Genomic DNA, 25,228 nt, shown 5'->3' on the forward strand with positions numbered 1-25,228 from the left:
ATTCCTTTTGAAAAAGAGTCACACAGGATGTCAGTTGGTAAATGGTCCCCAGGTGGGTTCGCGTACTTTGCCATTCAAAGACGAGAGGGTCTGACGAACGCGACCATCCACGGATGTCACAGCTAGGACACTGCGGCCCCCCTGAACAGAACTATATAAGATCTGCATCCCATTAGGGGCGAAACTCGGAGACTGATCGTCGGGACCTGTCGTCAGCAGTTGCTCAGCTCCTGATGCCATATCTTGAGTGGCAATTCGGAAAGCACCGTTTCTGCGTGTGACGTATACAAGCCTAGTACCGTCTGCAGAGACCTCCGGTGAAATATTGTAACTCCCGTTGAAGGTAATGCGCTGTGCATCGTCACCACCCAGACTTACTTTGTAAATATTGGGAGCACCACCACGATCGCTCACAAATACAAGGGAGTTGCCATCGGGCGTAAAACTTGGTTCAGTATCGATCAAGGGAGAACGCATCACGCGGCGCAATCCGGAGCCGTCCGTATTTAGCGTGTAAATCTGCGAAATACCGTCTCTGGAGAGCACAACAGCGACCTGATTGCCGTTAGGAGCCCATGCGGGACTACTGTTATTACCCTTGAAATTAGCTAACGGTTCGCGGTGACCGGTGGCCAAAGTTTGCACATATACAACAGGTTTGTCGTTTTCGAAGCTCACATAAGCCAGTTTTTTACCGTCAGGAGACCAGGCTGGGGAGATGATTGAGTGTCGAGAACGCAACATTACTTGCGGATTTTGCCCATCCGCGTCAGCAATTTGTAACTCGTAATTGTTGCCTGTTTGCAACACGTAGGCCAGTCGAGTCGAAAAAACACCGCGCACGCCGGTAATTTTTTCATAAATCCGGTCTGCAATCTGGTGAGAAATACGGCGCAGTTCTTTTTCACTGCCCGCAAAAGCCACCCCATCCAGCTGTGTTTGACGGACCGAATCCACCAGGCGATAGCTGATGGAATATTGGCCACCGGTCTGGGCAACTGAACCATAAGCCAGGTAATCGGCACCGCGATTGCGCCATTCGTCGTAGGCAATCGTGCTTTCTGCATTCAGTCCAGCACCGGTGGCATTGATCAATTGGAATTGACCCGAACGGGTCAGGTCGGCACGGATAACTTCAGCTAGCGATTGGCTGGCTGGGTTGTCAGCAAAATCGGCGATCGCGATGGGGTACTGGGTAGCACCCACACCCGATATATCGACCCGCAGTTGGGCCTGGGCCGGTTGGCTGGCGAACATGCCAGCGGCCAGGGCAAACGCTCCAGTGGCCGTGGCGCGCCAATGACGACCTAAGGTCGCCAGGGCTGGGGTAGCGGCGGTCATTATGCAATCTCCTGATTAATCGAACATGCGGTATTCGCCATCAATATACGATGGATACTGCCCGCTAGGCGGTTTGGGGAAAGGGCTGCAACGGGCAAGACCCTTGGATACGGCATCATCGAACTGCGCGATGCCGGACGATCGTTTGATTTGAACGCGGTTAGGCGTGCCATCGGCATTCAGGTCCACGCGGTACTGCAGTGCAGGGTTGCCACGTACTTCAGAGCGGGCAGGGGTGCTGTAGACCACGCCAGGCTGCACGCAAGCGCGCACCTTGGCGGCATAGCCACCATCACCACCACCGCCACCGGCCTGGTTGCGGTCTGCTGTACCACCGGCACGTCCGGGGGCACCTTCACGCATGGCTCGGCGGAATGCTTCTTCCTTGGCCTTGCGCTCGGCATCGGCACGGGCTTTGGCGGCGGCCTCGGCACGGGCTTTACGTTCCGCGTCTGCTTTGGCTTTAGCTTCGGCATCCGCCTTGGCTTTGGCTTCTGCATCGGCTTTAGCCTTGCGTTCGGCATCGGCCTTGGCTTTTGCGTCGGCTTCTGCTTTAGCCTTGCGCTCTGCTTCTGCCTTGGCTTTTGCTTCAGCTTCAGCTTTTTCCTTGCGTTCCTGTTCCTGCTTTTCCTTTTGTTCGCGTTCGCGACGTTCAGCGGCTAGCTTGTCCTGACGCTGTTTTTCCTTGCGTTCCTGTTCCAGCTTTTCTTCACGCTCTTTTTTCTCGCGTTCCTTGCGAGCCTGCTCCAGGGCGATCTCGGGATCAACCTCAGGTTCAGCAGGAGGGGTGACCTTTTCAGGCTCTGGAGGCGGCTTGGGAGCCGGAGGAGGTTCAGGTTTGGGCTCGGGCTTGGGTTCTGGCTCTGGAGCCGGCTCAGGCTCAGGCTGCGGCTCGGGTTCGGCCTCGGGGGCTTCGGGATCAGCATTGATGGCCGCATCGGGTGCGACACCGTCCATCCACAATTCGACCTGCACCGCATTGGGTGTCTTGGGTGCAGAAAAAAGGGCTCCCGCCAAAATGGCGAGCAGCAACAGCCCGTGCAGACCCAGGGCGATGAGCAAGCCGCGCCGATCTTCCTTTTGCTCAGGCGAGCGCAGCGCCTGATTGCGGGTATTGCGTGTTCTGTGCTTCATTCAGTTCAGGTTTTTCGCGCCGGACGGCGAGCACGCTATCCGGCCAGAGGTTATTTGCGAGCGTCAGGATCGCTGTTGCGATCGACGATCAGACCCAGGCGGTTGATGCCATTGGAGCGCAGTTCATCCATCAAGCCCATGACGGTCTCGTAGGGAACCTTGCCATCGGCGGCAATGACAACCGGGCTGTCGGCCTGCATACGCGAGCGCACTTCATTGAGCAGTGTGGACTTTTCGATGTTCATGAACTCGGAGCCCGCATCGCGCAAGCGAATGGCCAGTTTGCCGTCCTTATCAACCTGGATTTCCACCGGCTTGGCAGGCACTTCGGAGGCTTGGCCTACTGAAGGCAATTCCACCAGTCCGGGGGTAATCATGGGAGCGGTGACCATGAAGATCACCAGCAGCACCAGCATCACGTCGATATAAGGGACGACGTTGATTTCATTTTTCATGCGCCGGCCGTGACGGCCGGTGCTTCCACGCATCGATGGCATCAGTTCACCTGCCGCTGCAAGATGTTCAGGAATTCGTCGATAAAGCTGTCAAAGCGGATCGAGATACGATCGAGCTCGTTGGTAAAGCGGTTGTAGGCAACCACGGCAGGGATAGCGGCAAACAGACCGATAGCTGTGGCGATCAGGGCTTCGGCAATACCGGGAGCCACCGAGGCCAGTGTGGCCTGCTGCATGCCGGACAAACCGATAAAGGCGTGCATGATCCCCCAGACAGTACCCAGCAGCCCGATGTAAGGGCTGACCGAACCGGCAGAGGCCAGGAAGTTCAGGTGTGTTTCCAGTGTGTCCATTTCGCGCTGGTAGCTGGCGCGCATGGCACGGCGTGGACCGTCCAGCAGGGCTGGGCCCGAGCTTTGGCTGCGACGGGCCTTGATGAATTCGGTCATGCCGGCTTCAAAAATACGGGCCAGTGCACCGTGTTCGGCACGACGCGAGGAAATGGATTGCTGAAGCACGGCTAGATCGCCACCTGCCCAGAAGTCGTCCTCAAAGCGGCGGGTCTGTTCCAGCGTGCGTTTAAGTGCAGCCCGTTTACTGAAAATATAGGCCCACGAGAGAATCGATATTCCCAACAGAATCAGCATGACGAGCTGAACGGGAATACTGGCATCGAGAAGTAGCGAAATCAGCGACAGGTCGCTAGTAGCTTGCATGGTCAGTCCTGAACCTTTTCCAAGAGGGTACGTAAATCAGAGTCCAGCTTGCTTGGACGAAGCGTGTTGGCGTCAACGCAAACAATTTGGATGGTGCTTTGGCATAACAGTTCCCCACCTCGCAGGGCACCTTGTTCGAAATGGATGGTAGCCGAACCCAGCTGGGTAATGCGGCTGCGCACCGAGATCAAATCATCGAGCCGGGCAGGTTTGAGATATTGTATTTCAACCTTCTTGACTACGAACAGGCGTTGATTCTGCTCGGCCACATCGGATTGGTTTACGCCCAGGTTCCTGAGCCATTCTGTGCGCGCACGCTCAAAGAATTTCAGGTAGTTGGCGTAATATACGATCCCCCCAGCGTCGGTGTCTTCGTAATATACGCGAATATCAAGCCGAGCCTGGGTGTCCCACTTGTCATTAAGCATGTCGTTCGTAAAAGAGTTTATGTTGACGGGCAGGGCATGGCGCACGGCCAGCCCTGCTTGGAGTCCTTACAGCGTGGCCAAACGCTCCAGGCTGACCTGGGCAATCTGGTCCACCGGCACGTTGGTGCTGCTGGCATCACGGCGTGCCTGCATTTCAACCAGGCCTTCTTTCAGGCCGCGCTCGCCAATGGTAATGCGCAGTGGCACACCAATCAGCTCCCAGTCGGCAAACATGATGCCGGGGCGGGCGTCGCGGTCGTCCAGAATGACATCCACACCTTGCTCTTTGAGCTGGGTGTACAGATCAGTAGCAGTCTGACGCACAGCATCGCTTTTGGTAAAGCCGATCGGGCAGATCACCACTTCGAAAGGAGCTAGGGCACGAGGCCAGATCATGCCGCGTTCGTCGTGGTTTTGTTCAATGGCAGCAGCGGCAATACGGCTGACGCCAATGCCATAACAACCCATTTGCATGACAGCCGGTTTACCATCAGTTTCCAAAAAGGTGGCGTTCAGCTTCTTGGAGTAGACATCGCCCAGGAAGAAAACGTGACCCACTTCAATGCCGCGCTGGATGGCCAGCTTGCCGCCTTCGGGGGCTGGGTCGCCGTGAACCACGTTGCGCAGGTCTGCCTTGATGGGCTCGGGCAGGTCACGACCCCAGTTCACGCCCGTGTAGTGGAAGCCTTCTTCGTTGGCACCGCACACAAAGTCGCTCATGTTGGCTACGGTCAGGTCGGCAATCACTTGCACAGGCTGACGGGTGCCGATCGGACCTAGATAACCGGGCTTGCAGCCAAAGGTGGCCACAATTTCCTCTTCCGTGGCCAGACGGTGGCCTTTTTCAAAGCCGGCCAGCTTGGAAACCTTGATGTCGTTGACTTCATGGTCGCCACGAACCAGCAGCAGGTGGACGGTGCTCTTGGTCTTGCCGTCTTCTTCGAGGTCCGTTGCCAGCACAACCGACTTGACGGTTTGGCTCAGGTCACATCCCAGGAATTGGGCCACCAGTTCACACTTGGGGGCATCAGGCGTGGCGGTCTTGACCAGGGCTTGGCCAGGAGCGGCACGCTCGGCCAGCAGGCAAGGGGCGGGAGCCAGCTCGATATTGGCAGCGTAGTCGGTGTCAGGGTTGTACACCAGCAAGTCTTCGCCGGTATCGGCAATCACCTGGAATTCATGGCTGCGCGAACCGCCAATGGAACCGGTATCAGCGGCCACGGCACGGAAGTTCAAGCCCAGGCGCCCAAAGATGCGCATGTAGGCGTCGTACATATTGTCGTAGCTGGCTTGGGCGTCTTCGGCATTGCGGTCGAAGGAGTAAGCATCCTTCATGGTGAACTCGCGGCCACGCATCAAGCCAAAGCGGGGACGGCGCTCGTCACGGAATTTGGTTTGAATGTGGTAGAAGTTGATGGGCAACTGGCGCCAACTGTGGATTTCGTTGCGGGCAATGTCCGTGATCACTTCTTCGGAGGTAGGCTGCAGCACGAAGTCGCGCTGGTGGCGATCCTTGATTCGCAGCAGTTCGTCACCATATTTTTCCCAACGGCCCGACTCTACCCAGAGTTCGGCAGGCTGGACGACTGGCATCAGCAGCTCAATGGCGCCGGAGCGGTCCATTTCCTGACGGATGATGTTTTCAATCTTGCGCAGCACGCGCAGGCCCATCGGCATATAGGTATAGATACCGCCGGCGGCTTTACGGATCATGCCGGCGCGCGTCATGAGCTGGTGGCTGGCAACTTCGGCCTCGGTAGGTGCTTCTTTCAGGGTATTAATGTGATACTGGCTAGCATGCATGGTAGGGAACTCGTCAGGTACGTATAATCAGATCTAATTGTATTGAATTCGTTAGAGGTGGCCTATGTTAGATCGTGAAGGCTACCGTCCTAATGTCGGAATTATCCTCGTTAATCGCAAGAACGAGGTTTTTTGGGGCAAGCGTATTCGGGAACATGCCTGGCAGTTCCCGCAAGGCGGTATTAAATACGGTGAAACACCCGTACAAGCGATGTACCGCGAACTGCATGAAGAAGTGGGCTTGCTGCCTGAGCATATCCGTATATTAGGCCGGACGCGAGATTGGCTTCGCTACAACGTGCCCAATCATTTTGTACGTCGGGAGGCGCGTGGCCATTACAAGGGCCAGAAACAAATCTGGTTCCTGTTGCGGCTGGTAGGGCGAGACAGTGATGTCTGCCTGCGTTCCTCGTCGACGCCGGAGTTTGATGCATGGCGCTGGAGTCAATATTGGGTGCCACTTGATTCAGTGATTGAGTTCAAGCGGGAAGTCTATCAGCAAGCGCTGAACGAGCTGTCGGATATTTTGTTCCGACGACGGCAGGAAAATCGTTATTTACGTCAGCGCCTGCAAAGCGCAGTTGATGCCGATACCTTAGATAGCAGGGATCATGCGCATATTATTGGTTGAAGATGAGCGGGAAATGGCCGCATGGCTGGAGCGGGCCTTGGCGCAAAGTGGTTTTTTGCCCGATCCCGCTCATGACGCCCGCTCGGCAGAAGTATTGTTGGCGGCCCATGAGTATGATGCGGTCGTGATGGATTTGCGCCTGCCCGACAAACACGGGCTGGTGCTTTTGCGCGAGATGCGCGAACGCGGCGATCACACTCCTGTGCTGATTCTGACCGCTCAAGGCGCCTTGCAGGATCGCGTTCGTGGTCTGAATCTGGGTGCCGATGATTTCCTGACCAAACCCTTTGCCCTGGAAGAGCTGGAAGCTCGTCTGGCGGCACTGGTACGGCGTAGCCGTGGCCGGGTGGCTCCAGTGGTCAGCTGTGGCTCTTTGGAATACAACCCTGAGAGCCGGGCATTCCTGCTGGACAATGCCATTGTGCATTTGACGCCGCGTGAACATGCGGCCTTGCTGGTTCTGATCAGCCGCTCTGGCATGCCTGTAGAAAAGTCTCAGCTATTTGCCCGAGTATTCGAGCACGATAGCGATGCCAGCCCTGATGCCATCGAGGTTGTCCTGCATCGCTTGCGCAAGAAACTGGCCAATAGCGATGTGCACATCGTGACGGTGCGTGGTCTGGGCTACATGCTGGAAGTGCTTGAGGCGGAATCCGGCGTTTCATGACGGCCCCTTCTCCACCCCCCGCCAATGCCTGGCAAGGCAGTTTGCGCTTTTGGCTGCTGGTACTGCTGATACCGGGGGTGGTGGCTTTACTGCTTTACGACAGCTGGGAAGACTACCTGGCCATGAACGCGGTCACGGAAAATGTCTACGACAGCGCCTTGCTGGAACCGGCCAAAGTGCTGGAGACCAGCGTGGAGTTCAATACTGACGGCAGTTTGCGTATTGATCCGCCTTTTTATGCGCAGGTCATGCTGGAATCCCGACCGGGTAATCGCAAGTATTTCCGTGTCGAAGAAATTACCCCTTTGGTCCGTAACCTGGGCGGTGTTGATGCCAATCAGTTAAAAGGGCGCACCTTGCTGGGGATGGAAGGGCTGCCGCGTCCTTCCAATCTGGCCGACCATGAAGGCGTGCCGGTTTTCTACGATTCATATTTCCGCAATGACACCGTGCGCATGGTGGCCTTGTGGCGCGATCTGCACTACAAAGGCCAGCACAGGCAGGTTCTGGTCATGGTGGGCGAAAGCCTGGATTTGCGGTTGCGCACCCAGCAAGAAGCCTGGCGCGAAGGTATTTTCCGCAATTTGCGTATGTTGCTGCTGGCTGTGGCGTTGGTGTGGTTTGCCGTAGCGTGGGCCTTGCGCCCCCTGCAGGCCTTGCGACAGGAAGTGCGTAACCGTAGCGTGGACGACTTGCAGCCTTTGGACGAGCGTGATGTTCCTCGTGAAGTAGTGCCTTTGGTGCGTTCGGTCAATCACCATATTGAGTTGTATCGTTCCGTGCTGGATCGGCAGGCCCAGTTTCTGGCCGACGCCTCGCATCAATTGCGCACCCCTTTGGCGATCATTCATACCCAGGCCCAATACGCTCGCCGTGAACCGGATATCGAGCGTGTCCGTGAGTCCCTGGGGGCGATCATCAAGCAATTGGGGCAGGCGACTCGCCTGACCGAGCAGTTGTTGGCTCTGGCTCATGCCAGCCATACCACCACCATGAGCCAGGGGCAGGTTGACCTGGCCAGTCTGGGGCGTGAGGTGGTGCTGCAATATCTGCCTTTGGCCCGTGAGCATCGTCAGGATCTGGGTTGGATCGGGCCAGGAGAAGAGGGCGAGCAGGCACCTTTGTGGGTGTATGCCAGCGATGCCGAGATCCATGAGTCCGTTTCCAACCTGATTCACAACGCCATCAATCACGCTGGTAGTGGCAGTGCAATTACGGTTTCTGCCGGGCATGACGACAAGCTGGCCTGGATCAGCGTTACCGACAACGGCATGGGCTTGGCCGCCAGTTTGCGTGAAAGCGTATTTGTACGTTTTGACCGGGGCGGCCCGGCACGCAAGGGTGGACGGGGTTCTGGCTCCGGGCTGGGTCTGGCCATTGCGCTGGCTTACGCCGAGCGCAATGGCGGCACGATTGTGCTGACCGATGGGGAGCCCAACGATATGGGCGGCTACGGTTTGAAGGCGACGCTACGCTTGCCTTTGCTGCAGCCCGAAGCGCCTAAACCAGAAAACACGTGAATTAAGCCGCGTCGTTTGGACGGGCCAGCAGATTGAACAGGGTAGAAATATCCCAATCGCGATGGCCCTGCTGGGCAATCTTCGCAAACTGCTCCTGAATCAAGCGAGTTGCGGGAAGCTGGGCCCCATTACGCTGTGCCTCCCGCTGCACCAAATCCAGGTCCTTCAACATCCAGTTCACGGTAAAGCCGGGCTGAAAGTCTCTGGCCAGCATTGTGGGGCCTTTAGTTTCCATTTGCCAGCTGCGCGCCGCACCCTTGGTCAATACAGACAGGGCCTGCTCCATATCCAGTCCGGCCCGTTCACCAAAAGCCATGGCTTCGGCCAGACCTTGCAAGAGTCCGACAACGGCAATCTGGTTCACCATCTTGCACAGCTGCCCGGACCCCAAGGGCCCCATCAGGGTGCAGGCCTGGGCGTAGCTCATCATCAGCGGGCGGGCGCGTTCCATATCCTCAGCTTGCCCACCACACATAATGCTGAGCATGCCTTTCTGGGCACCCGCCTGTCCGCCAGAAATGGGGGCGTCGATAAATGCAACTTCTTGCTTGGCCGCCTGTGCTCCCAGTTCCTGGGCCACTTCGGCGGAGGCAGTGGTGTGGTCGATAAACAGGCTCCCTGCCCTCATGCCTGCCAGCACACCGTTCGGCCCCTGAAAAATCGAGCGCAAGTCATCATCATTGCCCACACAGGCCATGACAATGTCTGCTTGGGCAGCGGCCAGGGCTGGTGTAGCGGCCCATTCCTGTTTGAACTCTTTACTCCATTGTTCCGCCTTGGCCGGGTTGCGGTTGTACACCGTGACTTGATGCCCTGCCTGGGCCAGATGTCCTGCCATGGGATAGCCCATCACCCCCAGACCAATGAACGCCACTTTTTGCGGGCTGGCGGGTTCATAGTGTTTAGGCTGAATGGATGGGGTCATGGCGCGGGTCTCCTGGAAAATAATCTGTTCGATCGTACAGCTTAGCGCAGCTTTATCGGCTTGATCTTTGCCTGCCCGAATAAGCGGCAAAACGTTTTAGGCTTGACGGCGTCAGGCCCCTCATGTTCTAAACCAAACATAGATCTGTAATAAATGGAATTTGCCTGTCTGGATTATGATGGGCGCACATAATTTCCTGGCTAATTAACTGGAACTTGAATCCTATGACCACTTTTGATCGTCGTCGTTTCTTGAAGCTGGCAGGTGCCACCGGACTGGCGTCTATGAGTACCTCTTTGCCATGGGCGGCGTGGGCGGCAGACGCAGCCGTACTGGAAAAAGCAAAGGCTCAAGGCCAGGCTGTTTTCTACGCCAACATCACGGCGGTAGAGCCCATCATGAAGGCCTTGCAACAAGCGCAAGGCATTGAAGGCAAATACACCCGTATTTCCAGCTCCAAGTTCATCCCCACCATCCTGACCGAGTTCAATGCCGGCAAGTTGATGGCGGACGTGGTTCAGGCTCCCTTGCCCATGCTGCAACTGCTCAAAGAGCAGGGCGTGCTGATTCCCCATCAGTCCGAAGCCGTGCAGGGCTACCCCGAGTGGGCCATTCAAGACGATTCGATTATTCAATTTGGCATCGAATATGTGTCTTATATCTATAATACGGACCACCTCAAGGCCGAGGATGCGCCACAACGCTACGAAGATCTGGCCGATCCCAAGTGGAAAGACAAGATTGTGATGGCCAACCCTTCCAACCACCCCTCCACCATTGGCTGGCTGATTGGTTTGAAGGAAAAGGTCTTTAGCAGTGAAGAGCAGTGGCTGGACTTCCTGAAAGGCCTGGCTGCCAACAAGCCCATGTTCGTGGCCTCGTTTGGCCCAACTCCGGCTCCTATTGAAAGTGGCGAGAAGTTGATTGCCATTTCCATGCCCAAGTACATCGTGACCAAGTCGCCTGCGCCATTGGCCTGGGGCCCCATGTCGGATCAGCCCTTGCTGGGCTCCCCACGTGCCATCGCCCTGACCAAGAATGCACCGCATCCTGATGCTGCTCGCGTGTTCCTGGACTACTGGCTGGGTAATGAAGCCATGGGCATTCTGGCCAACAAGGTTGGCGAATACGTCCTGGCTCCAGGGGTACACCCTCCGGTTGCGGGGATCGATAAAGCCAAGGTCGAGCCTATTCGCGACCTGAGCGACGAAGAACTGGTCCGTTGGGGCCGCGAATTCAGCCGTATCTTCGCCGTCCGTTAATCGGGACGACAAGAACGACAGGTTCGTCTAGAACGGGGCGCCTTGGCGCCTCGCCTTATTTTTATTGAAAACATTTACTCATTATGCAAATTGAAATTACCGGCCTAAGCAAGACCTATGTCTCAGAGGGCAAAACCTTCAAGGCTTTGGACAATATCAACCTGACGATTCCCGCTAATGAGTTTTTCACACTGTTAGGGCCCAGCGGCTGCGGCAAAACCACGCTGCTGCGGTGCATTGTTGGTCTGGAAACCCCAGACGAGGGTGAAATCCGCATTGGGGACGAGATCGTCTGGTCCAGCGCCAAGAATATTGCTGTGCCGGTGGAAAAGCGCGGTTTGGGCATGGTGTTTCAGACATACGCCATCTGGCCGCACATGACGGTGTTCGACAATATCGCTTACCCCTTGCAAGTGCGCGGCGAGCGCAAAGAGGTGATTCGTGAAAAAGTCGCGAACATCCTGAAGTTTGTGCAGCTGGAAGGGGTGGATCAGCGTTCCGCAACGCGTCTGTCCGGTGGTCAGCAGCAGCGTGTGGCATTGGCCCGAGCCCTGGTGGCCGAGCCTAAAGTCATTTTGTTTGATGAGCCGCTCAGTAACCTGGATGCCAAGCTGCGTGAAGAAACCCGTAAAGAACTGCGCGAATTTCTGAGCCGTCTGGACATTACCGCTGTGTACGTGACGCATGATCGCGTCGAGGCATTGGCCTTGTCCAACTCCATCGCTGTGATGCGTGGTGGCAAGATTCTGGAAATTGGTACGCCAGAAAAAATTTACTTTGATGCCGATCACCGCTTTGTGGCCGACTTTATTGGTCGTGCCAACCAGATCAGCGCCAAAGTGCTGGAGCAGCGTGCAGACTCCACCATTGTGGAATGCGAACTGGGCCAACTGCATTGCAAGAAGCGTGACCTGCCCGTGGGCACCGAAGTTACCTTGTGCATTCGCCCAGAATTTATTCGTGTCAGCAGCCAGGCCAATGAAGTGGGGCAGAACCTGTTCCACGGTCAGGTCCAGGCCCTGGAGTTCGTCGGTGAGTCCTACGAGGCCGAGGTCAAAGTGGGTAAAGAGCAGCTTCTGGTGTGTATTGATCCAGACGTGAAGGTGAAAGAGGGCGATACCGTACGCTTTAACCTGCACCCTGAACACTGCATGCTGTTGTCGGCATAAGGGCGGGGCATCATGAATCACACACGCAGACCACTTAGCTGGTCGCTTATTCTGATCGTCGGCTTTCTGACGCTGTGCCCGGTCCTGATGTTGCTGCTGGGCAGCTTCTCGCAGGGCCTGACGGCTTTTGGTTCCTTTACCACGGCTAAATACGTAGCCGCCTACACCGATCCCTTCTTGCTGGAAGTCACCTTCAATACGGTGGTTTTCGTGCTGGGCTCTTCCCTGTTCTCTACTGCGCTGGCTGTTTTCCTGGCCTACCTGAATACGCGTACGAACATGCCCATGAAAGGGGTGTTCACTGTGCTGTCCATCGTTCCCATGATGATTCCGCACTTGCTGTTCTCGGTTAGCTGGGCCTTGCTGCTAAACCCGTCCAACGGCCTGATCAATATGTTCTTGCAGGATACATTGGGCCTGCAGGAAGCACCGCTGAACATCTATTCCCTGTGGGGCATGATTCTGGTTGAAGGCTTGTTGAACATGCCTGTGGCCTACCTGATCATTGCGCCTGCCATGGCCTCTTTTGACGTTTCCATGGAGGAGTCCTCCCGTGTATTCGGGGGCGGTCTGTGGCGTACCTTGACGCGGGTTACCCTGCCGATTCTGCGTCCAGCCATCATGGCGGCTTTCATTCTGGCGATTGTGCGGGCCTTGGCTTCCTACGCCGTGCCACGAGTTCTGGGTACCCCAGGTCGTGTGGATGTGCTGGCCACTTATCTGTTCGAGATGATCTCTACCGGCTTCGCTCCAGATTACGGAAAAGCGGCGGCGCTGGGCATGAGTGTACTGTCGGCCTCTATTGCCCTGATCGTTCTGTATCGCTACATGACGAAAGAAAGCAGCAAGTATGTGACGATCTCCAGCCGTGGTTTCAAACCCACTCAGCTGGAATTGCGTCGCGCGAAAATCCCCTTGTTCATCATTGTGGGCATTATCAGTTTGCTGATGGTGGTGCTGCCTGTGGCCGTGTTGCTGTATACCTCCATGATTCCGTACTCCATGGTGCCTAGTGCTCGCGCCTTCTCCTTGATGAGCTGGGCGAACTGGATTGATGTCATTCAAGATCCGATCTCCAAAGTGGCCATGAAGAACAGTTTGTTCCTGGCTGTGGTCGGAGCCAGTCTGGGTGTATTGCTATCGCTGTTTGTGGCCTATGTGGTGGTCAAGTTACGAACGCGGGCGGCGGCGCTGCTGGATACCTTGAGCTTCCTTTCCTTTTCCTTCCCGGGGATTGTGATCGGTATCGGCTTTATGTGGTTCTTTGTGCAAACGCCTTTGTATGCCACGCTGACCGCTTTGCTGCTGGCCTATATCGCCGCTTATCTGCCTTACGGTATCCGACCCTTGTCGGCCGCTTTTGTGCAGGTCCATGCCCACCTGGAGGAGTCCTCGGCCGTTGCCGGGGCCAGTTCCTGGACCACCATGCGCCGCATCATTATTCCTTTGCTGATTCCTGGTGTGGTGTCGGCCTGGATCTTGATGGCAACCATGTTCATTCGTGAGCTGACGGTGTCGGTGGTGCTGTCCCGTCCCGGTACGGAAGTGCTGGCGGTACAGGTGCTGGGTTATGCCGAAGATGGGTTGTGGGGCAAGCTCTCGGCGCTGGGGATCATCATGATTCTGATCTCTACCGTGCTGGTGCTGCTGGCCATGTATATCGGTAACTTTTACAAGCGCCGCCAAGGCACGATGTAAGTTGGACTGATCTCAAGGGCCTGAATTCCGCAAGGGATTCAGGCCCTTGTTGTTTTTGCTGAAAGCAGACCGTATCTTGTTGCCTGGCTGGCTATTCGCTTGTTCATGCGCACAAGGGGCTGGCTGTTTTTTGTTTACCCATTAGTAGAAAGCTATGACGCATAAATGCAAAGTGCTGGTCGTCGGTGGTGGTGTGATGGGGGCGTCGGTCGCCTGGCATCTGACTCAAGCGGGTGCCGCAGTCACTTTGATCGATCAGGGTTCGGGTAGTGTGCCTAGCGCAACCGCTGCCTCTTTTGGATGGGTAGGAGCCAGCGCCAGTACACCTTCTGATGACACTGACGCCTTTGCCTTGCGTCTACACGCTCTGGAAGAGTACACGCGTCTGAAGCAGACCTTGGGGGCATTGCCTGTGACCGTGCGTGGAGCCTTGTCCTGGGGGGAAACGACGGACGAGACAGCCGCCTTGATTGCCGAGCATCTGGCAGCCGGTTCCAGGGTTGAAAGCCTGTCAGCCGCGCAAGTGCGTCAGAAAGAACCGTCGTTGGCAGCCGTACCGGATTTGGCAATGTGGGCGCCCGATGATTTCGCCTTGGAGCCAGTAGATCTGGCACGTTGTTTTATTCAAGCGGCACAAGCGAATGGCGTCACGGTTCTGTCCGGTACGGTACAGCGTGTGTTGTCGGCAGGAGGGCGAGTGAACGGTATAGAAGTGCAAGGGCAAGTCATCGTGGCCGACAAGGTGGTGCTGGCCAATGCTTATGGTGCCTTGGTTTTGGCAGCCAGTGCAGGGGTAGCGTTGCCTATAGAGCAACAGCCCGCCGTGTTACTGCGCCTGGATGCTGATAGAAATCGGGTCCGGCATTTACTCTGTGCTCAGGATCTGGAGGTGCGACCGGACAAAGAAAGAGGGTTGATGTCGGCGTTGGATTATCCCTTGGAAGGCGAGGCAGGTTTGCAGCGCCTGGCCGAGCAAACCTGTCAGTCCATTGCTCAGTTGCTGCAACTGCCTTCTGTCCCGCGCATCTTGTCGATAGAGGTCGGGCAGCGCCCCATGACTAGTAACAAGCAGCCATTGTGTGGGCCTATTGGGACTGTAGATGGTTTGTTCGCCGTCGTGGCTCACCCCGGTGTCATTCTGGCTCCCTTGTTGGGAAGCTTGTGTACGCAGGCAGTTCTGGCTGCCTGAGGTTTGTTTCCTGACGTAGGGCTGTACGCTCTTTCAAAGATTGAGCTGTCTTGAAAGCAGGCAGCGAAACCAGCTAATAAAGAAAAAGGCCCGATTTCGTGGAGAGACGAAATCAGGCCTTCTTGTTGACTGCGCCGGTTTGAATGCTCCCTTTCAGCGGGAGCGTTCAAACCAGAGAACGGACGGTGTCTTAGTCCTCTTCGACGAAGGTTTCTTCGCGTTTCTTTTTCACCGAAGGAAGGGCTACAACCACAACCAGGAAGGCAGCCAGGACCAGCAGCGACAGGGACAGAGGACGTGTCACAAAGGTGCTGTAATCACCGCGGGACAGTAGCAGGGCACGACGGAAGTTTTCTTCCATCATTGGTCCCAGGACCAGACCCAGCAACAGCGGAGCTCCTTCACAACGCAGCTTGGACCAGACGTAGCCCACCAAACCGAAGGCGGCGGTGACCAGAATGTCAAACACGTTGTAGTTCAGCGAGTACACACCCACCGTGCAGAACACCAGAATGGCGGGGAACAGCAGGCGGTAGGGCACTTTAAGCAGTTTCACCCACAGTCCTACCAATGGCAGGTTCAGGATGACCAGCATCAGGTTACCAATCCACATGGAGGCGATCAGCCCCCAGAACAGTTCGGGGTGGCTGGTCATCACTTGTGGACCAGGCTGAATGTTGTGGATGGTCATGGCGCCAATCATCAGCGCGGTCACAGCGTTACCGGGGATACCCAAGGTCAGCAGCGGGATGAAGGAGGTTTGAGCGGCAGCGTTGTTGGCAGACTCGGGACCGGCCAGACCAGCAGGGTGACCTTTACCAAAGCGTTCCGGGTTCTTGGAGATTTTCTTCTCCAATGTGTAAGACGCAAAGGAGGACAGCACCGCGCCACCACCGGGCAAGATACCCAGGCAAGAACCCATGGCGGTACCACGCACGACAGCAGGCCAGGACTCCTTGAACTCTTGCTTGTTGGGGTACAGCGACCCGACCTTGCCAGTGATCTCCACGCGTTGATCGCCCAGCTCCAGGTTGTTCATGATTTCGGAGAAACCAAACACACCCATTGCCACCACGGCGAAGTCGATACCGTCTTGTAGTTCTGGAATACCGAAGTCGTAACGGGCAACACCGGAGTTCACGTCGGTACCGACCATACCCAGCAGCAGACCCAGCAAGATCATGCAGATAGCTTTGGGCAGGGAGCCCGAAGCCAGCACCACAGCACCGACCAGGCCCAAGACCATTAATGAGAAATACTCCGCAGGTCCAAACTTGAAGGCGACTTCAGCCAAGGGCGGTGCAAAAGCGGCCAGCAGCACGGTGGCCACACATCCGGCAAAGAAAGAACCCAGAGCAGCAATCGCCAGGGCAGCACCGGCCCGGCCATTACGGGCCATCTGGTGTCCGTCCAGCACCGTTACCACCGCCGAGGTTTCTCCCGGCAGGGCGACCAGAATGGCCGTTGTGGACCCACCATATTGGGCGCCATAGTAAATACCGGCCAGCATGATCAGACCAGCAACGGGAGGCAGCACATACGTAATGGGCAGCAGCATGGCAATGGTTGGCACAGGGCCAATGCCTGGCAACACGCCAATCAAGGTGCCCAGTATGCAACCGAGCAAAGCGTAGGCCAGGTTCTCGGGCGTGATCGCCACCGAGAAACCCAGCATCAGGTTGTCAAATAATTCCATATTCGTTCACCCCCTAATCAGGCCAGAAAACTTGGCCACAGGGGGAACACCAGCCCCAGGCCCTTGATGAATGCCAACCAGACGAACAGCACCAAAAAGACGGCTGCGCCCAGTGCAACAGGCCAGCTAAATTCATGGCTGGCAAAGCTGCTGATCAGTACAAGCAGGAAAATGGAGATGTAAACACCCAGCGAGTTCAGTGTCAGACCGCAAAGCACGACCGCGCCGATGATAACGAAGAGCACTTTCCAGTTAAACTTCTCTACCTCAGTGCTTTCTGCTTTGGCAGACATCGAGCCCAAAGTGACGACCGCCCCTAACAAGCTCAGGCATACACCAAGCCAGAAGGGGAAGTAGCCGGGCCCCATGCGGGCGGCTGTTCCCATCGAGTAGCTGGTGGCCCCGAGCGCGAAAGCGGCGCCCACGACCACGAACATGACCCCGGACCAGAAGTCCTGTTTATTTTTAATTTGCATAAGGTGGATTCTCCTTGTCTGCCTTGCGCATTGGTTTTCCTTTTTCCTGTGTCAGCTTCTTTATAGTGGAGCGGGCTCCATACTCTGCGTGTGCCGACTGCATTGAACAGAGGTGACGCATGGTAATGGAGCACTTGAAGACTGGAAACCCTGAGATGACCCTAGTTTTTAAGGGTTTTCCCGGTAATTCTGAAAATTTAGGGTTTTTTGGGAGCGTGTTCGTAGGTGGATGGCAGGCTTTGAAAGAAGTTTGAAAGGTAATGGAAAGATGGGTGAAAGGTTATCATTAGTATGAAATTCCTCTACCCAGTAACGCTAGCAATGGTTTACGATAAGGCCCATGTTGCAAGATCTCGACTTTCTCGCTGACCGTATCGGTCAACTGGTAGAGCAATCTCGTCAGCTCAACGCTGAACGCGCTCAATTATTAGCTCGTCTGAAAACTCAGGATGCCGAGCTGGACGCCTTGCGCCAGCAAAATCGTCGTCAACAAGATGAGTTCGAGTCCCTGTCCACCGGTGTTGCTTCGCATCAGCGTCAACTGGATATGGTGCAGCAACAAGCGCAGGCTGATCAGGCAGAACTGAAAAAGCTGCTTGAACAGGAACAGGCCCAGGTAGTTGCCTTGCGTCGCGAGTTGGACAGCGCACGCGCGGGTATGGGTGTGTTGCGTGATGTAGCAGGACAGGCTCGCGACCAGATCGGTTCGATCCTGATGCGTTTACCCGGTGCCGTACAGGAGTAAGTCATGGAACGAGTCGATATTTCCCTGTTGGGCCGCGATTACTCTCTGGCATGCCCTCCTTCCGAAAAAGCGCGCTTGCTGGAAGCTGTCAAACTGGTAGACCAGCGCATGCAGTCTATCAAGGGTTCGGGCCGTGTCTCTGGCAACGAACGTATCGCCGTCATGGCCGCCATTCAGATCGCCAGCGAGTTTTTATCCGCTAAAGCACCTGATGGTCCTCTGGCTAATGTTGCTTTTGGCGATTTCAAGCGTAAAATTGAAGACATGCACGCAATGATTGACGAGGTCATCGAACCTTCGGGTACCGCGCGCTAAACCAAATTTGAAAGCAGTCCCTTGTTGTCCCTCGCGGGCTGCTTCATCCCAGTAAGTCCCTGCCGTGTTCGTGACACGACCATACATTCCTTGAACCAATGCTTTTGGCATACAGGTTGTTGGATTAGCCAGTAGGAGCGATCGTCCTCGTCGACGAACCCGAAGCTGGCTTGATGACAGCCGATCTTGGACCCTCGGTTCCAGGATGCCGGTCTTGACGGCAATGGTGGGGCACCTGCAAAAAAAGCCCGTCCAGATCTGGACGGGCTTTTTTCTTTTCTGCTGTTTTGTTTATTTCTGACTGCCAGGCGCAACGTCTCGTTTGCTGGCATACGCAAACAGAGCCAGGCCAGCGACAATCATGGGCAAGGACAACCACTGCCCCATCGACAAGCCTGCGCTGAGCAGGCCCAGGTAGCCGTCGGGCTCGCGGGTGTATTCCACCATGAAGCGGAAGAAACCATAGCCGATCAGGAACAGGGCACTGGTTTGACCGACGGCGCGTGGACGACGCGTGAACCACCACAGCAAGATAAACAGGGCAATGCCCTCCAGGGCCATCTCATACAACTGCGAAGGATGGCGAGGGGTTGCGTCCACTTGCGGAAATACCATGGCCCAGGGCACATCACTGGGGCGACCCCATAGTTCGCCGTTAATGAAATTACCCAGGCGGCCCACGGCCAGCCCCAAGGGAATCAGGGGAGCCAGAAAATCGCTGACTTCCAGAAAACGCCGTTGACGGTTTCGAGCAAACAGCGCAATTGTCACCAGCACACCGATCAGACCACCATGAAAGGACATGCCACCTTGCCAGACATACAGAATCTCCAGCGGGTGCGACAAGTAGTAAGAGGGTTGATAGAACAGGGTGTAGCCCAGACGCCCACCTGCCACCACGCCCAGGACGCAGTAAAAGATCAGGTCTTCCAGGTCCTTGCGGGTCAGCAAGTCATAGCCCGCACGGATACGCGCTGTGCCAGCCAGCCAAACCAGGCCAAAGCCCACTAAATACATCAAGCCATACCAATGAATGGCAAGGGGTCCAAGTTGTATGGCGACGGGATCAAACTGCGGGTGAATTAACATGCGTGCCCATTACAGAGATGAATATCAGATAATAGCGTGACTGCGAGCCCAGACCAGGGCTGGGTAAATTGTAAGGGAAGGATCATGCTGCATTCAGTCTCTTGGGCCAGACGTTTACCATTAGTAGTTTTTTGTGGATTGATGATCTTTAATCCGGTGGCAAAGGCTGATACGTTAGCGTTGATGGATATCGTGCAGGCGCAGTGCTTGTCCTGTCATCAAATTGATCGTAAACGGGTCGGGCCCCCTTTTCGGGAGATCGCCCAACGCTACGCGTCAGGTCCGGCGCAGGAAACTCAGGCGTATTTGCAGCGACAAATTCAACAGGGTAGTCGGGGGAACTGGGGAGCTATTCCCATGCCCGCTCAAAACCGGATCAGCGCCGAGCAAGCACAAGCTATTGCAGCCTGGTTGCTGAGTCTAGCCAATTCGTCAACAAAGGAGAATTCATGAAGGAAACAGCCATATTAGGTGGCGGATGTTTTTGGTGCACTGAAGGGATTTTCAAAGCCTTGCGAGGTGTGCAGTCTGTGGTGCCCGGATATTGTGGCGGCCATGTAGAGCATCCCACCTATGAGCAGGTTTGCGGCAAGCAGACCGGCCATATTGAAGTGGTCAAAGTGGAATTCGACCCTTCCGTCATTTCCTATCGGGATTTGCTGGAGGTATTTTTCCTGACCCATGACCCTACCACGCCGGATCGTCAGGGCGCTGACCAGGGACCACAGTATGCGTCGGCAATTTTTTGTCAAAATGAAGAACAGCGCCGCCAGGCCTTTGAGGTCATCGAAGAAATCAAATCGCAGTTTGATGCACCGATCGTGACCCATGTGCTCGACAGTTCCACTTTCTGGGAGGCCGAGGACTATCACCACGATTATTTTGCATTGAACCCCGAGCAAGCGTACTGCCAGATGGTCATTGCGCCCAAGCTCAAGAAGTTCTACCAGCGTTTTCAGGATCTGCTGGTAAAAAGCTAAGCATCCTGAGGATGCGAGGCAGAAGCAAGGTAGCGTCTGTACAGGGCGCTACCTGGTAATGTCAGACGGGCCATCAGGCCAATAATCAACAAGGTCAGAACAAGTCGGCCGACCAGGGCCACCCAGATGTTGGCACCTAGAGCCAGAATAAGAATGGTGTCTTCAATCAGGGAGTGGCTCAGTGACAGCCAGGACAAGGCCAGCAAGCGTGTTCTGGGACTGTAGTTCTGCTGGCGGGACTCATCAATAATCAAGGCACCGCCGTAGCTCAAACCCAGCAATACGCCAATCGTGGTGGTGGGGGCGACTCGTTCTTCCAAGCCTGAAAAGCGGAGCAAGGGAAGCAGGAGTCGAGTCAGCAATCGGGTGAAGCCGATTTTCTCCAGGACTGACAGGATCAGGAGCAGGCCAAGAATAATCAGCCAAGTCATGAATAGCGAGCTGGCCGTTCCCCACAACCAGTCTACCCAGCCTTGCCAACCGCCTTGTGTGGCATTGGATTGCCCATAAAGCCAGGCAAGGGACACGGGTTCCTGTAACAGCCCGGCGCTATTCAAACCCCAGGCCAGCAGGCCACCGTAAAGCAGGGCGCAGACAATCCGCAGCGTGGCGGTAAACCAGAAGCTGGCTCCGGCCCGACGCACAATGGCCTGTTCCATAGGCATATTGTGTGCAAACAGCATCATGGTGCCCAAGACGCTGATTTGAGCCACGTTGAAACTCAAGCTGTCGCCCAAGGCCGCCATTGATCCTATGCCAGCGTAAATACCGGCCAGAGCAGTGGTTGCCCAGACAATACCGGCTTCGGCTGGCAGGCCAACCAGTGCCATGATCGGGCCTATCAGTTTACCGACTTGCTCGATCAGACCCAACTGCGCGGCAATACGCACCGCAATCATGATGGGGAGCATGATGCGCGCAACGGTATAAAACATGCGCAGGCTGCGGCTAAAGGTGGTGCGAAGGAAGGTCAGCATGACAACAGAGGGTTGGGAAATCTGATTGATGCTAGCACGGCTCTGTGCTTGCTTTGTCGTGCTCTGGCGCTTGTGTGGGGGCGGGCAATGCAGGCTGTCGGTTTGTCACTACAAGCGGATGCGCTTTCCTTCACCCAAAAGAAAACCCCTGATGGTGAAACCCGATGCAGCCAAGTAAGGCTGCCAGGTTTTCTCCCATCAGGGGGGGGTGCAGGCCGGGTAGGCCCCGGCTTATCGACCCGAGCAGTGGCCGCCGCTAGCGGCTTGTCCACTACCCCAGGCAATGGGGGCGGGCTCGGGGCGGTAGGGATAGTCTTGCAGGCTGTCCATGACAACTAGCAAGACAACGACCAGCCAGAAGGTACTGGTAATAAGGCGGAAAGTAGTTTTGCTCATGCTTGCACGACTCAAGGATTAACGCGGCGACGAATGCGCACGCCTATGATGGACCCGGCAAAGGCCAGTGCAAACCAGACCCAGCCATGGATGCTGGCCGAGGCAATGCCTCCCAGGAATGCGCCCACATTACATCCGAAGGCCATACGGGCACTGTAGCCCATCACCAGGCCCGCAATTGCGCCTACCCACAAAGTGCGGGCATTGGGGGATTTGAAATTGGCAGGATGATTCCAGCGTGAGGCTGCCATGGCGCCCAAAATCAAACCAAAGTTGGTGACCGAAGTAACGTCAGCCAGGACGGGTTCAGCCAGACGTTGTGCGTGCGGAGCTACGCCCCAGAATGCGTCGCCAACCGGGGACCAGCCCAGAGCCGAGAATACTTTTGCGCCCCACAAGCCAATACCATAGACGATGCCCCAGGGTTGGCCTGCAACAATCATATGAATGGCATACAGCACGGCCAGCAGCAAAGCGCCCATCCACCAGCGCATTTCCCATTTGGCAGGTGGGCTGTTTTGCTCTTTCCGATGGCGACGTGCACCTCGGCCGACGAACCAGGATACGGCGGCGCAGCCTAGTACGGTAATCAACAAGGCAGTGGGCCAGCCCAAGGACACAGTCAGGTCGATAGCGGGTAGGCCGCCCAGGGCAATCCAGCCGGGCTGGTGCGATGCGCCCAGAAAGCTGCCAATGGCAAAGGTAGGCAGAACCGCGAAGGAAATGGGTGCGCCAGCACCTGCTTTATAGAGAGTGCCGGAACCGCAGCCATCGGCCAGTTGCATGGCAGCGCCAAACAGAAAGGCGCCCAATACCAGGCTGATGGTCAATGGGGCAATCGCGCCAACCAGCTCACCGCCACTATCGGCGATCAAGGGTAGGGTGAAGGCAGCGGCCAATACCAGCAGGAGCATTTGTGCCCAGATACCTTGAGGGTCACGGCGCTCGATATAGTTACGCCATCCGGTCGTGAAACCGAAACGGGCTCCTTGCAGGACGGCACCAAAGCCAATCCCCAGCAGGGTGAGCAGGCCTTGGCGCAGTCCACCTACCAGAGCGACCCCAACAATCAGGGCCAGGCTGGCCAGGATAAAGCCCAGTCTAGTCAGATAAAGCATGATCGATTTCTTTAGTTAATGGCGCGTTTGGCATCGAGTTTCAGAACTTCGAAACGGGAGGGCTGGTTATCCATAGGCAAGTTGCTGCGGCTCCATTCCACGACGGACTCGGGGTAGAGCTTCACGTTAGGGTTGCCGGCCAGTTCGGACAGGACAAACCAGTTCGTGGCAGCCCAGTGGCCGGTATTGCAGAACGAAACGGTGGGTTTGTCGTCCAGGCCTTGTTCTTTGACGATCTTGACGAGTTCTCCGGTGTCTTTCAGGACAGGTTTGTCGCTACGGAAAAAGCTGTTGAAGTCCAGCTCGCGTGCGCCGGGCAGGGTGCCGTAGCGGGCGGCGGCGTCAACGCGCTTTTCGCCTTTGAAGAATTCGGTTGGGCGTGCGTCCAGCAAGACGGGGGCTTGGCCATTCTTGATGTAGTCAGCCACTTCTTGTGTGCTGACCACCATGTCTTTGTTGTAGTGGTAGCTGAATTCGGTGGGGGTGACGGTAGGGGCGTCTTTGCTCAGGGCTTTGCCTTCGGCTTCCCAGGCTTGCAGGCCGCCGTCCAGAATGGATAGCTGGGTCAGGCCGCCAGCTTTCAGTGTCCAGTACACGCGTGCTGCTGCGCCGAAGTCCGTGGGGTTGGCGCCCGCGTAGGTGACGACAACGTAGCTGTCCTTGGAAATGCCGGCTTTGCTGAACAGGGCAGACAGCTCGGCTTCGGAGCGCAGGGCACCGGCGTTCTCGGCTGGGCCGCGGTAGGCACCATATGGAGTGTGGACGGCACCTGGTACATGGCCTGCTGCATATTCTTTGTCTGTGCGGATATCCAGAATGCGCAGATTGTTTTGATCCAGCTTGGTGGCCAGGTCGCCAGCCGAGATCAATGCGGCTGGTTTGGCTGCCGTGTCGGGTGTGCTTGGCTCTGCGGAAGCAGTCGGTGCCAGGACCGCGCTGAATGCAAATGCCAAGGAGATGAGGATTGGTTTGATCATTATTACTCTCTTGAGTAAGCAGAGGCCTGCTTAGAGGATTAAGTGCATAAGGAATGGTAATGAACGTGGCTACAGAAAATAACAATGAATTGGGGATTAGCTTATTGCTTGGGGGCGTAAGGAGGGGAGGATCTCTATATATAGAGTAGATAGGAGGGGGAGCTGTGTTTGTGCCCTGCCTTGGGTGAGCTTGTGTCTCTGTAGTTGCTTTCTGCAGGTGTGTCTTTGTCCTCTATATAGAGAGAGCGTGTCGGTGTAGAGGACGTTCTATCGGTGAGAGAAAGCTGGGTTTTTTCTACTAGAGAGGATGTGTTGAGATGACTGGTGTTCTCATGAGTGCAGACTTAGAGACTTAGAGACTTAGGGACTCGGAGAATCTAAGACCTAAGCAAAGAGACTGAGAACCAAAGGGCTATTGAAGGTCAGTGAGGATAGAGGGTGGGGGGATTGGATTACTTCTTGGGGAGGCTCACCACCCAACTATATATAGAGGGTTGAGTCGCAACAATGAATGGCCCTTCTATATAGAGAGGGCGCTCATTGTTTCAACCGCTCTACGTAGGTCGCCACTCGAGGCCCCGGGACCGGGTGTTGGGGCGGACTACTTGCCGGCGCAATGCGCCGGTCCCCTGGTCGGAGTCACAATCGGGGCGCAGTCTGAACTCGCCCAGTGATTGGTCCCCCGGACCAATCACAAACTTTGGGCTCAAACAGCAGACTGCTTGCATCCCCGATCATGACTGCGACTGCGGCAAGTACTCTGACTCGCCCCAACACCCGGTCCCGGGGCCCCGAGCGGCTAGCAGCCCTGCATAATGCTCGATCTTGGAGGCCATTCAACTCGCTATCTATATAGAGACACTGTTGATTGGAGGCATAGGGCCGATGCAGTGTTCGTGTGGTCGTTTTTTTGTCCGTTATCCATCCATCCATCCAGCAAGCAAGCAAGCAAGCAAGCAAGCAAGCAAGCAAGCAAGCAAGCAAGCAAGCAAGCAAGCAAGCAAGCAAGCAAGCAAGCAAGCACAAGGGCTGATGACTGGTGTGGGTGATGAGTTTCGCTGTCTCTATATATAGAGAAGGGGCTATTAGGCGACTGGAGAATATCTAGCCAATTTTCACGAGAAAAACAGCGGTTTGGTCTGGAAGATGCGGTTGAGGATGAGCTGGCCGCTACCAAGGCGAAAAAACTGAAGTTAAGCTAAAAAATATTTTTATAGTTATTCCTTATTGTTATCAATGGTCTAAGTGTTTTTGAAGGGTTTCTGCTTCTTAAATGCCAAGAAAAACCTCAGAGAACGCTTGCAAAGCGGAAAATCCTCGTGCTATAGTTCTTTTCTCGCTGCAGCACACACAGGGTTTTCCCGAAGCGCCGCAGAGAGCAGTTAGACAAGTTTCACCGCCTTGGCCAAGAGGCCCGCACCGAAGCTTGAATGACTGGTCAGGAAACTGACAGGGTGTAAAACCCGGAGCTTGACAAATCAGAAAATTCTGTGTTAAAGTTCTAGGTTCTGCTCCAGAGAA

The 25,228-nt window shown here is 55.7% G+C and carries 25 protein-coding genes and 1 other RNA gene; 12 read left to right on the top strand and 14 right to left on the bottom strand.

Annotated features, from left to right (window positions below):
* Positions 1-30: 30 nt before the first annotated feature.
* The 6 genes from tolB to ACU6HM_RS13695 all read right to left on the bottom strand — a co-directional run bounded on the left by tolB (position 31) and on the right by ACU6HM_RS13695 (position 5,877).
* Positions 31-1,341, bottom strand: coding sequence for a Tol-Pal system beta propeller repeat protein TolB (tolB, locus tag ACU6HM_RS13670; RefSeq protein WP_026485498.1), 1,311 nt, complete (start codon positions 1,339-1,341; stop codon positions 31-33).
* A 15-nt stretch (positions 1,342-1,356) separates the two neighbouring features.
* Positions 1,357-2,475, bottom strand: coding sequence for a cell envelope integrity protein TolA (gene tolA, locus ACU6HM_RS13675; RefSeq protein ID WP_022983210.1), 1,119 nt, complete (start codon positions 2,473-2,475; stop codon positions 1,357-1,359).
* Between the two features lie 50 nt (positions 2,476-2,525).
* Complete coding sequence (tolR, locus tag ACU6HM_RS13680) at positions 2,526-2,972, bottom strand: protein TolR (protein WP_009454886.1); 447 nt, start codon at positions 2,970-2,972, stop codon at positions 2,526-2,528.
* Positions 2,972-3,646, bottom strand: a complete 675-nt coding sequence (gene tolQ / locus ACU6HM_RS13685; RefSeq protein WP_009454887.1) for a protein TolQ — start codon at positions 3,644-3,646, stop codon at positions 2,972-2,974. The genes tolR and tolQ overlap by 1 nt, the downstream gene beginning before the upstream one ends.
* A gap of 2 nt (positions 3,647-3,648) precedes the next feature.
* The gene (gene ybgC / locus ACU6HM_RS13690) at positions 3,649-4,074 is read right to left on the bottom strand and encodes a tol-pal system-associated acyl-CoA thioesterase (RefSeq protein ID WP_003805592.1); all 426 of its coding nucleotides are present in this window, start codon (positions 4,072-4,074) and stop codon (positions 3,649-3,651) included.
* Between the two features lie 66 nt (positions 4,075-4,140).
* Positions 4,141-5,877 carry a proline--tRNA ligase gene (locus ACU6HM_RS13695; protein ID WP_009454889.1) on the bottom strand — a complete coding sequence of 579 codons (1,737 nt, stop codon included), beginning with the start codon at positions 5,875-5,877 and terminating at the stop codon, positions 4,141-4,143.
* A 64-nt stretch (positions 5,878-5,941) separates the two neighbouring features.
* Between ACU6HM_RS13695 and ACU6HM_RS13700 the strand changes: the two genes are divergently transcribed.
* Genes ACU6HM_RS13700 through ACU6HM_RS13710 form a run of 3 tightly spaced genes read left to right on the top strand, consistent with a single transcriptional unit; the run spans position 5,942 to position 8,695 of the window.
* Positions 5,942-6,508 carry an RNA pyrophosphohydrolase gene (locus ACU6HM_RS13700; protein ID WP_009454891.1) on the top strand — a complete coding sequence of 189 codons (567 nt, stop codon included), beginning with the start codon at positions 5,942-5,944 and terminating at the stop codon, positions 6,506-6,508.
* Positions 6,489-7,175, top strand: a complete 687-nt coding sequence (locus tag ACU6HM_RS13705; RefSeq protein WP_022983208.1) for a response regulator — start codon at positions 6,489-6,491, stop codon at positions 7,173-7,175. The genes ACU6HM_RS13700 and ACU6HM_RS13705 overlap by 20 nt, the downstream gene beginning before the upstream one ends.
* Positions 7,172-8,695, top strand: a complete 1,524-nt coding sequence (locus ACU6HM_RS13710; RefSeq protein WP_009454892.1) for a sensor histidine kinase — start codon at positions 7,172-7,174, stop codon at positions 8,693-8,695. Before ACU6HM_RS13705 ends, ACU6HM_RS13710 begins: the two co-directional genes overlap by 4 nt.
* A 1-nt stretch (position 8,696) precedes the next feature.
* Here ACU6HM_RS13710 and ACU6HM_RS13715 read toward each other — a convergent pair whose 3' ends face one another.
* Positions 8,697-9,620 carry an NAD(P)-dependent oxidoreductase gene (locus ACU6HM_RS13715; protein ID WP_247966492.1) on the bottom strand — a complete coding sequence of 308 codons (924 nt, stop codon included), beginning with the start codon at positions 9,618-9,620 and terminating at the stop codon, positions 8,697-8,699.
* Positions 9,621-9,844: 224 nt separating this feature from the next.
* On the opposite strand from ACU6HM_RS13715, the gene ACU6HM_RS13720 reads away from it, so the two are divergent.
* The 4 genes from ACU6HM_RS13720 to ACU6HM_RS13735 all read left to right on the top strand — a co-directional run bounded on the left by ACU6HM_RS13720 (position 9,845) and on the right by ACU6HM_RS13735 (position 14,938).
* On the top strand, positions 9,845-10,882 hold the full coding sequence (locus tag ACU6HM_RS13720) for an ABC transporter substrate-binding protein (RefSeq protein WP_009454900.1): 1,038 nt from the start codon (positions 9,845-9,847) through the stop codon (positions 10,880-10,882).
* An 83-nt stretch (positions 10,883-10,965) separates the two neighbouring features.
* Positions 10,966-12,051 carry an ABC transporter ATP-binding protein gene (locus tag ACU6HM_RS13725; protein ID WP_022983206.1) on the top strand — a complete coding sequence of 362 codons (1,086 nt, stop codon included), beginning with the start codon at positions 10,966-10,968 and terminating at the stop codon, positions 12,049-12,051.
* A gap of 12 nt (positions 12,052-12,063) precedes the next feature.
* Complete coding sequence (locus tag ACU6HM_RS13730; RefSeq protein WP_022983205.1) at positions 12,064-13,749, top strand: ABC transporter permease; 1,686 nt, start codon at positions 12,064-12,066, stop codon at positions 13,747-13,749.
* 154 nt (positions 13,750-13,903) lie between these two features.
* On the top strand, positions 13,904-14,938 hold the full coding sequence (locus ACU6HM_RS13735) for an NAD(P)/FAD-dependent oxidoreductase (protein ID WP_446763944.1): 1,035 nt from the start codon (positions 13,904-13,906) through the stop codon (positions 14,936-14,938).
* A 190-nt stretch (positions 14,939-15,128) separates the two neighbouring features.
* On the opposite strand, the gene ACU6HM_RS13740 is transcribed toward ACU6HM_RS13735, so the two are convergent.
* Positions 15,129-16,634: a tripartite tricarboxylate transporter permease gene (locus ACU6HM_RS13740; RefSeq protein WP_446763945.1), complete on the bottom strand. Its 1,506-nt coding sequence runs from the start codon at positions 16,632-16,634 to the stop codon at positions 15,129-15,131.
* Positions 16,635-16,651: 17 nt separating this feature from the next.
* A complete protein-coding gene (locus tag ACU6HM_RS13745; protein WP_009454910.1) occupies positions 16,652-17,110 on the bottom strand; it encodes a tripartite tricarboxylate transporter TctB family protein in 459 nt (152 codons plus the stop codon).
* Positions 17,111-17,450: 340 nt separating this feature from the next.
* Here ACU6HM_RS13745 and ACU6HM_RS13750 point away from each other — a divergent pair, with 340 nt between their 5' ends.
* The 3 genes from ACU6HM_RS13750 (at position 17,451) to ssrS (ending at position 18,407) form a co-directional block, all read left to right on the top strand.
* Positions 17,451-17,855: a hypothetical protein gene (locus ACU6HM_RS13750; protein ID WP_009454912.1), complete on the top strand. Its 405-nt coding sequence runs from the start codon at positions 17,451-17,453 to the stop codon at positions 17,853-17,855.
* A gap of 3 nt (positions 17,856-17,858) precedes the next feature.
* Positions 17,859-18,170, top strand: coding sequence for a cell division protein ZapA (locus ACU6HM_RS13755; RefSeq protein ID WP_009454914.1), 312 nt, complete (start codon positions 17,859-17,861; stop codon positions 18,168-18,170).
* A gap of 53 nt (positions 18,171-18,223) precedes the next feature.
* Positions 18,224-18,407, top strand: a non-coding RNA gene (gene ssrS / locus ACU6HM_RS13760) — 6S RNA.
* 54 nt (positions 18,408-18,461) lie between these two features.
* Here ssrS and lgt read toward each other — a convergent pair.
* A complete protein-coding gene (lgt, locus tag ACU6HM_RS13765) occupies positions 18,462-19,259 on the bottom strand; it encodes a prolipoprotein diacylglyceryl transferase (RefSeq protein ID WP_026485505.1) in 798 nt (265 codons plus the stop codon).
* Between the two features lie 84 nt (positions 19,260-19,343).
* Here lgt and ACU6HM_RS13770 point away from each other — a divergent pair, with 84 nt between their 5' ends.
* Both ACU6HM_RS13770 and msrA read left to right on the top strand, forming a co-directional pair.
* Entirely contained in the window at positions 19,344-19,712 is a 369-nt protein-coding gene (locus ACU6HM_RS13770) for a c-type cytochrome (RefSeq protein ID WP_232466663.1), read from the top strand.
* Positions 19,709-20,239: a peptide-methionine (S)-S-oxide reductase MsrA gene (gene msrA / locus ACU6HM_RS13775; protein WP_009454920.1), complete on the top strand. Its 531-nt coding sequence runs from the start codon at positions 19,709-19,711 to the stop codon at positions 20,237-20,239. Before ACU6HM_RS13770 ends, msrA begins: the two co-directional genes overlap by 4 nt.
* Here the strand turns inward: msrA and ACU6HM_RS13780 are convergent.
* The 4 genes from ACU6HM_RS13780 to ACU6HM_RS13795 form a co-directional block, all read right to left on the bottom strand.
* Complete coding sequence (locus tag ACU6HM_RS13780) at positions 20,236-21,216, bottom strand: hypothetical protein (protein WP_009454922.1); 981 nt, start codon at positions 21,214-21,216, stop codon at positions 20,236-20,238. The genes msrA and ACU6HM_RS13780 overlap by 4 nt on opposite strands.
* A gap of 231 nt (positions 21,217-21,447) precedes the next feature.
* The gene (locus tag ACU6HM_RS13785; protein WP_009454924.1) at positions 21,448-21,612 is read right to left on the bottom strand and encodes a hypothetical protein; all 165 of its coding nucleotides are present in this window, start codon (positions 21,610-21,612) and stop codon (positions 21,448-21,450) included.
* An 11-nt stretch (positions 21,613-21,623) separates the two neighbouring features.
* Complete coding sequence (locus ACU6HM_RS13790; protein WP_009454926.1) at positions 21,624-22,730, bottom strand: YeeE/YedE family protein; 1,107 nt, start codon at positions 22,728-22,730, stop codon at positions 21,624-21,626.
* A gap of 11 nt (positions 22,731-22,741) precedes the next feature.
* Positions 22,742-23,707, bottom strand: a complete 966-nt coding sequence (locus ACU6HM_RS13795) for a sulfurtransferase (RefSeq protein WP_321217571.1) — start codon at positions 23,705-23,707, stop codon at positions 22,742-22,744.
* Positions 23,708-25,228: the final 1,521 nt, after the last annotated feature.

The organism is Alcaligenes sp. RM2 (assembly GCF_052931795.1).

What these genes read in the sequence shown, in the direction of transcription:
- ACU6HM_RS13780 (WP_009454922.1), bottom strand. Translation starts at nt 21,216, where the DNA reads ATGCTGACCTTCCTTCGCACCACCTTTAGCCGCAGCCTGCGCATGTTT.
- ACU6HM_RS13710 (WP_009454892.1), top strand. Translation starts at nt 7,172, where the DNA reads ATGACGGCCCCTTCTCCACCCCCCGCCAATGCCTGGCAAGGCAGTTTG.
- ACU6HM_RS13785 (WP_009454924.1), bottom strand. Translation starts at nt 21,612, where the DNA reads ATGAGCAAAACTACTTTCCGCCTTATTACCAGTACCTTCTGGCTGGTC.
- lgt (WP_026485505.1), bottom strand. Translation starts at nt 19,259, where the DNA reads ATGTTAATTCACCCGCAGTTTGATCCCGTCGCCATACAACTTGGACCC.
- msrA (WP_009454920.1), top strand. Translation starts at nt 19,709, where the DNA reads ATGAAGGAAACAGCCATATTAGGTGGCGGATGTTTTTGGTGCACTGAA.
- ACU6HM_RS13725 (WP_022983206.1), top strand. Translation starts at nt 10,966, where the DNA reads ATGCAAATTGAAATTACCGGCCTAAGCAAGACCTATGTCTCAGAGGGC.
- ACU6HM_RS13755 (WP_009454914.1), top strand. Translation starts at nt 17,859, where the DNA reads ATGGAACGAGTCGATATTTCCCTGTTGGGCCGCGATTACTCTCTGGCA.
- tolQ (WP_009454887.1), bottom strand. Translation starts at nt 3,646, where the DNA reads ATGCAAGCTACTAGCGACCTGTCGCTGATTTCGCTACTTCTCGATGCC.
- ACU6HM_RS13770 (WP_232466663.1), top strand. Translation starts at nt 19,344, where the DNA reads ATGCTGCATTCAGTCTCTTGGGCCAGACGTTTACCATTAGTAGTTTTT.
- ACU6HM_RS13700 (WP_009454891.1), top strand. Translation starts at nt 5,942, where the DNA reads ATGTTAGATCGTGAAGGCTACCGTCCTAATGTCGGAATTATCCTCGTT.
- tolB (WP_026485498.1), bottom strand. Translation starts at nt 1,341, where the DNA reads ATGACCGCCGCTACCCCAGCCCTGGCGACCTTAGGTCGTCATTGGCGC.
- ACU6HM_RS13740 (WP_446763945.1), bottom strand. Translation starts at nt 16,634, where the DNA reads ATGGAATTATTTGACAACCTGATGCTGGGTTTCTCGGTGGCGATCACG.
- ACU6HM_RS13715 (WP_247966492.1), bottom strand. Translation starts at nt 9,620, where the DNA reads ATGACCCCATCCATTCAGCCTAAACACTATGAACCCGCCAGCCCGCAA.
- tolA (WP_022983210.1), bottom strand. Translation starts at nt 2,475, where the DNA reads ATGAAGCACAGAACACGCAATACCCGCAATCAGGCGCTGCGCTCGCCT.
- ACU6HM_RS13735 (WP_446763944.1), top strand. Translation starts at nt 13,904, where the DNA reads ATGACGCATAAATGCAAAGTGCTGGTCGTCGGTGGTGGTGTGATGGGG.
- ACU6HM_RS13795 (WP_321217571.1), bottom strand. Translation starts at nt 23,707, where the DNA reads ATGATCAAACCAATCCTCATCTCCTTGGCATTTGCATTCAGCGCGGTC.
- ACU6HM_RS13750 (WP_009454912.1), top strand. Translation starts at nt 17,451, where the DNA reads ATGTTGCAAGATCTCGACTTTCTCGCTGACCGTATCGGTCAACTGGTA.
- ACU6HM_RS13695 (WP_009454889.1), bottom strand. Translation starts at nt 5,877, where the DNA reads ATGCATGCTAGCCAGTATCACATTAATACCCTGAAAGAAGCACCTACC.
- ybgC (WP_003805592.1), bottom strand. Translation starts at nt 4,074, where the DNA reads ATGCTTAATGACAAGTGGGACACCCAGGCTCGGCTTGATATTCGCGTA.
- ACU6HM_RS13730 (WP_022983205.1), top strand. Translation starts at nt 12,064, where the DNA reads ATGAATCACACACGCAGACCACTTAGCTGGTCGCTTATTCTGATCGTC.
- ACU6HM_RS13705 (WP_022983208.1), top strand. Translation starts at nt 6,489, where the DNA reads ATGCGCATATTATTGGTTGAAGATGAGCGGGAAATGGCCGCATGGCTG.
- ACU6HM_RS13720 (WP_009454900.1), top strand. Translation starts at nt 9,845, where the DNA reads ATGACCACTTTTGATCGTCGTCGTTTCTTGAAGCTGGCAGGTGCCACC.
- ACU6HM_RS13745 (WP_009454910.1), bottom strand. Translation starts at nt 17,110, where the DNA reads ATGCAAATTAAAAATAAACAGGACTTCTGGTCCGGGGTCATGTTCGTG.
- tolR (WP_009454886.1), bottom strand. Translation starts at nt 2,972, where the DNA reads ATGCCATCGATGCGTGGAAGCACCGGCCGTCACGGCCGGCGCATGAAA.
- ACU6HM_RS13790 (WP_009454926.1), bottom strand. Translation starts at nt 22,730, where the DNA reads ATGCTTTATCTGACTAGACTGGGCTTTATCCTGGCCAGCCTGGCCCTG.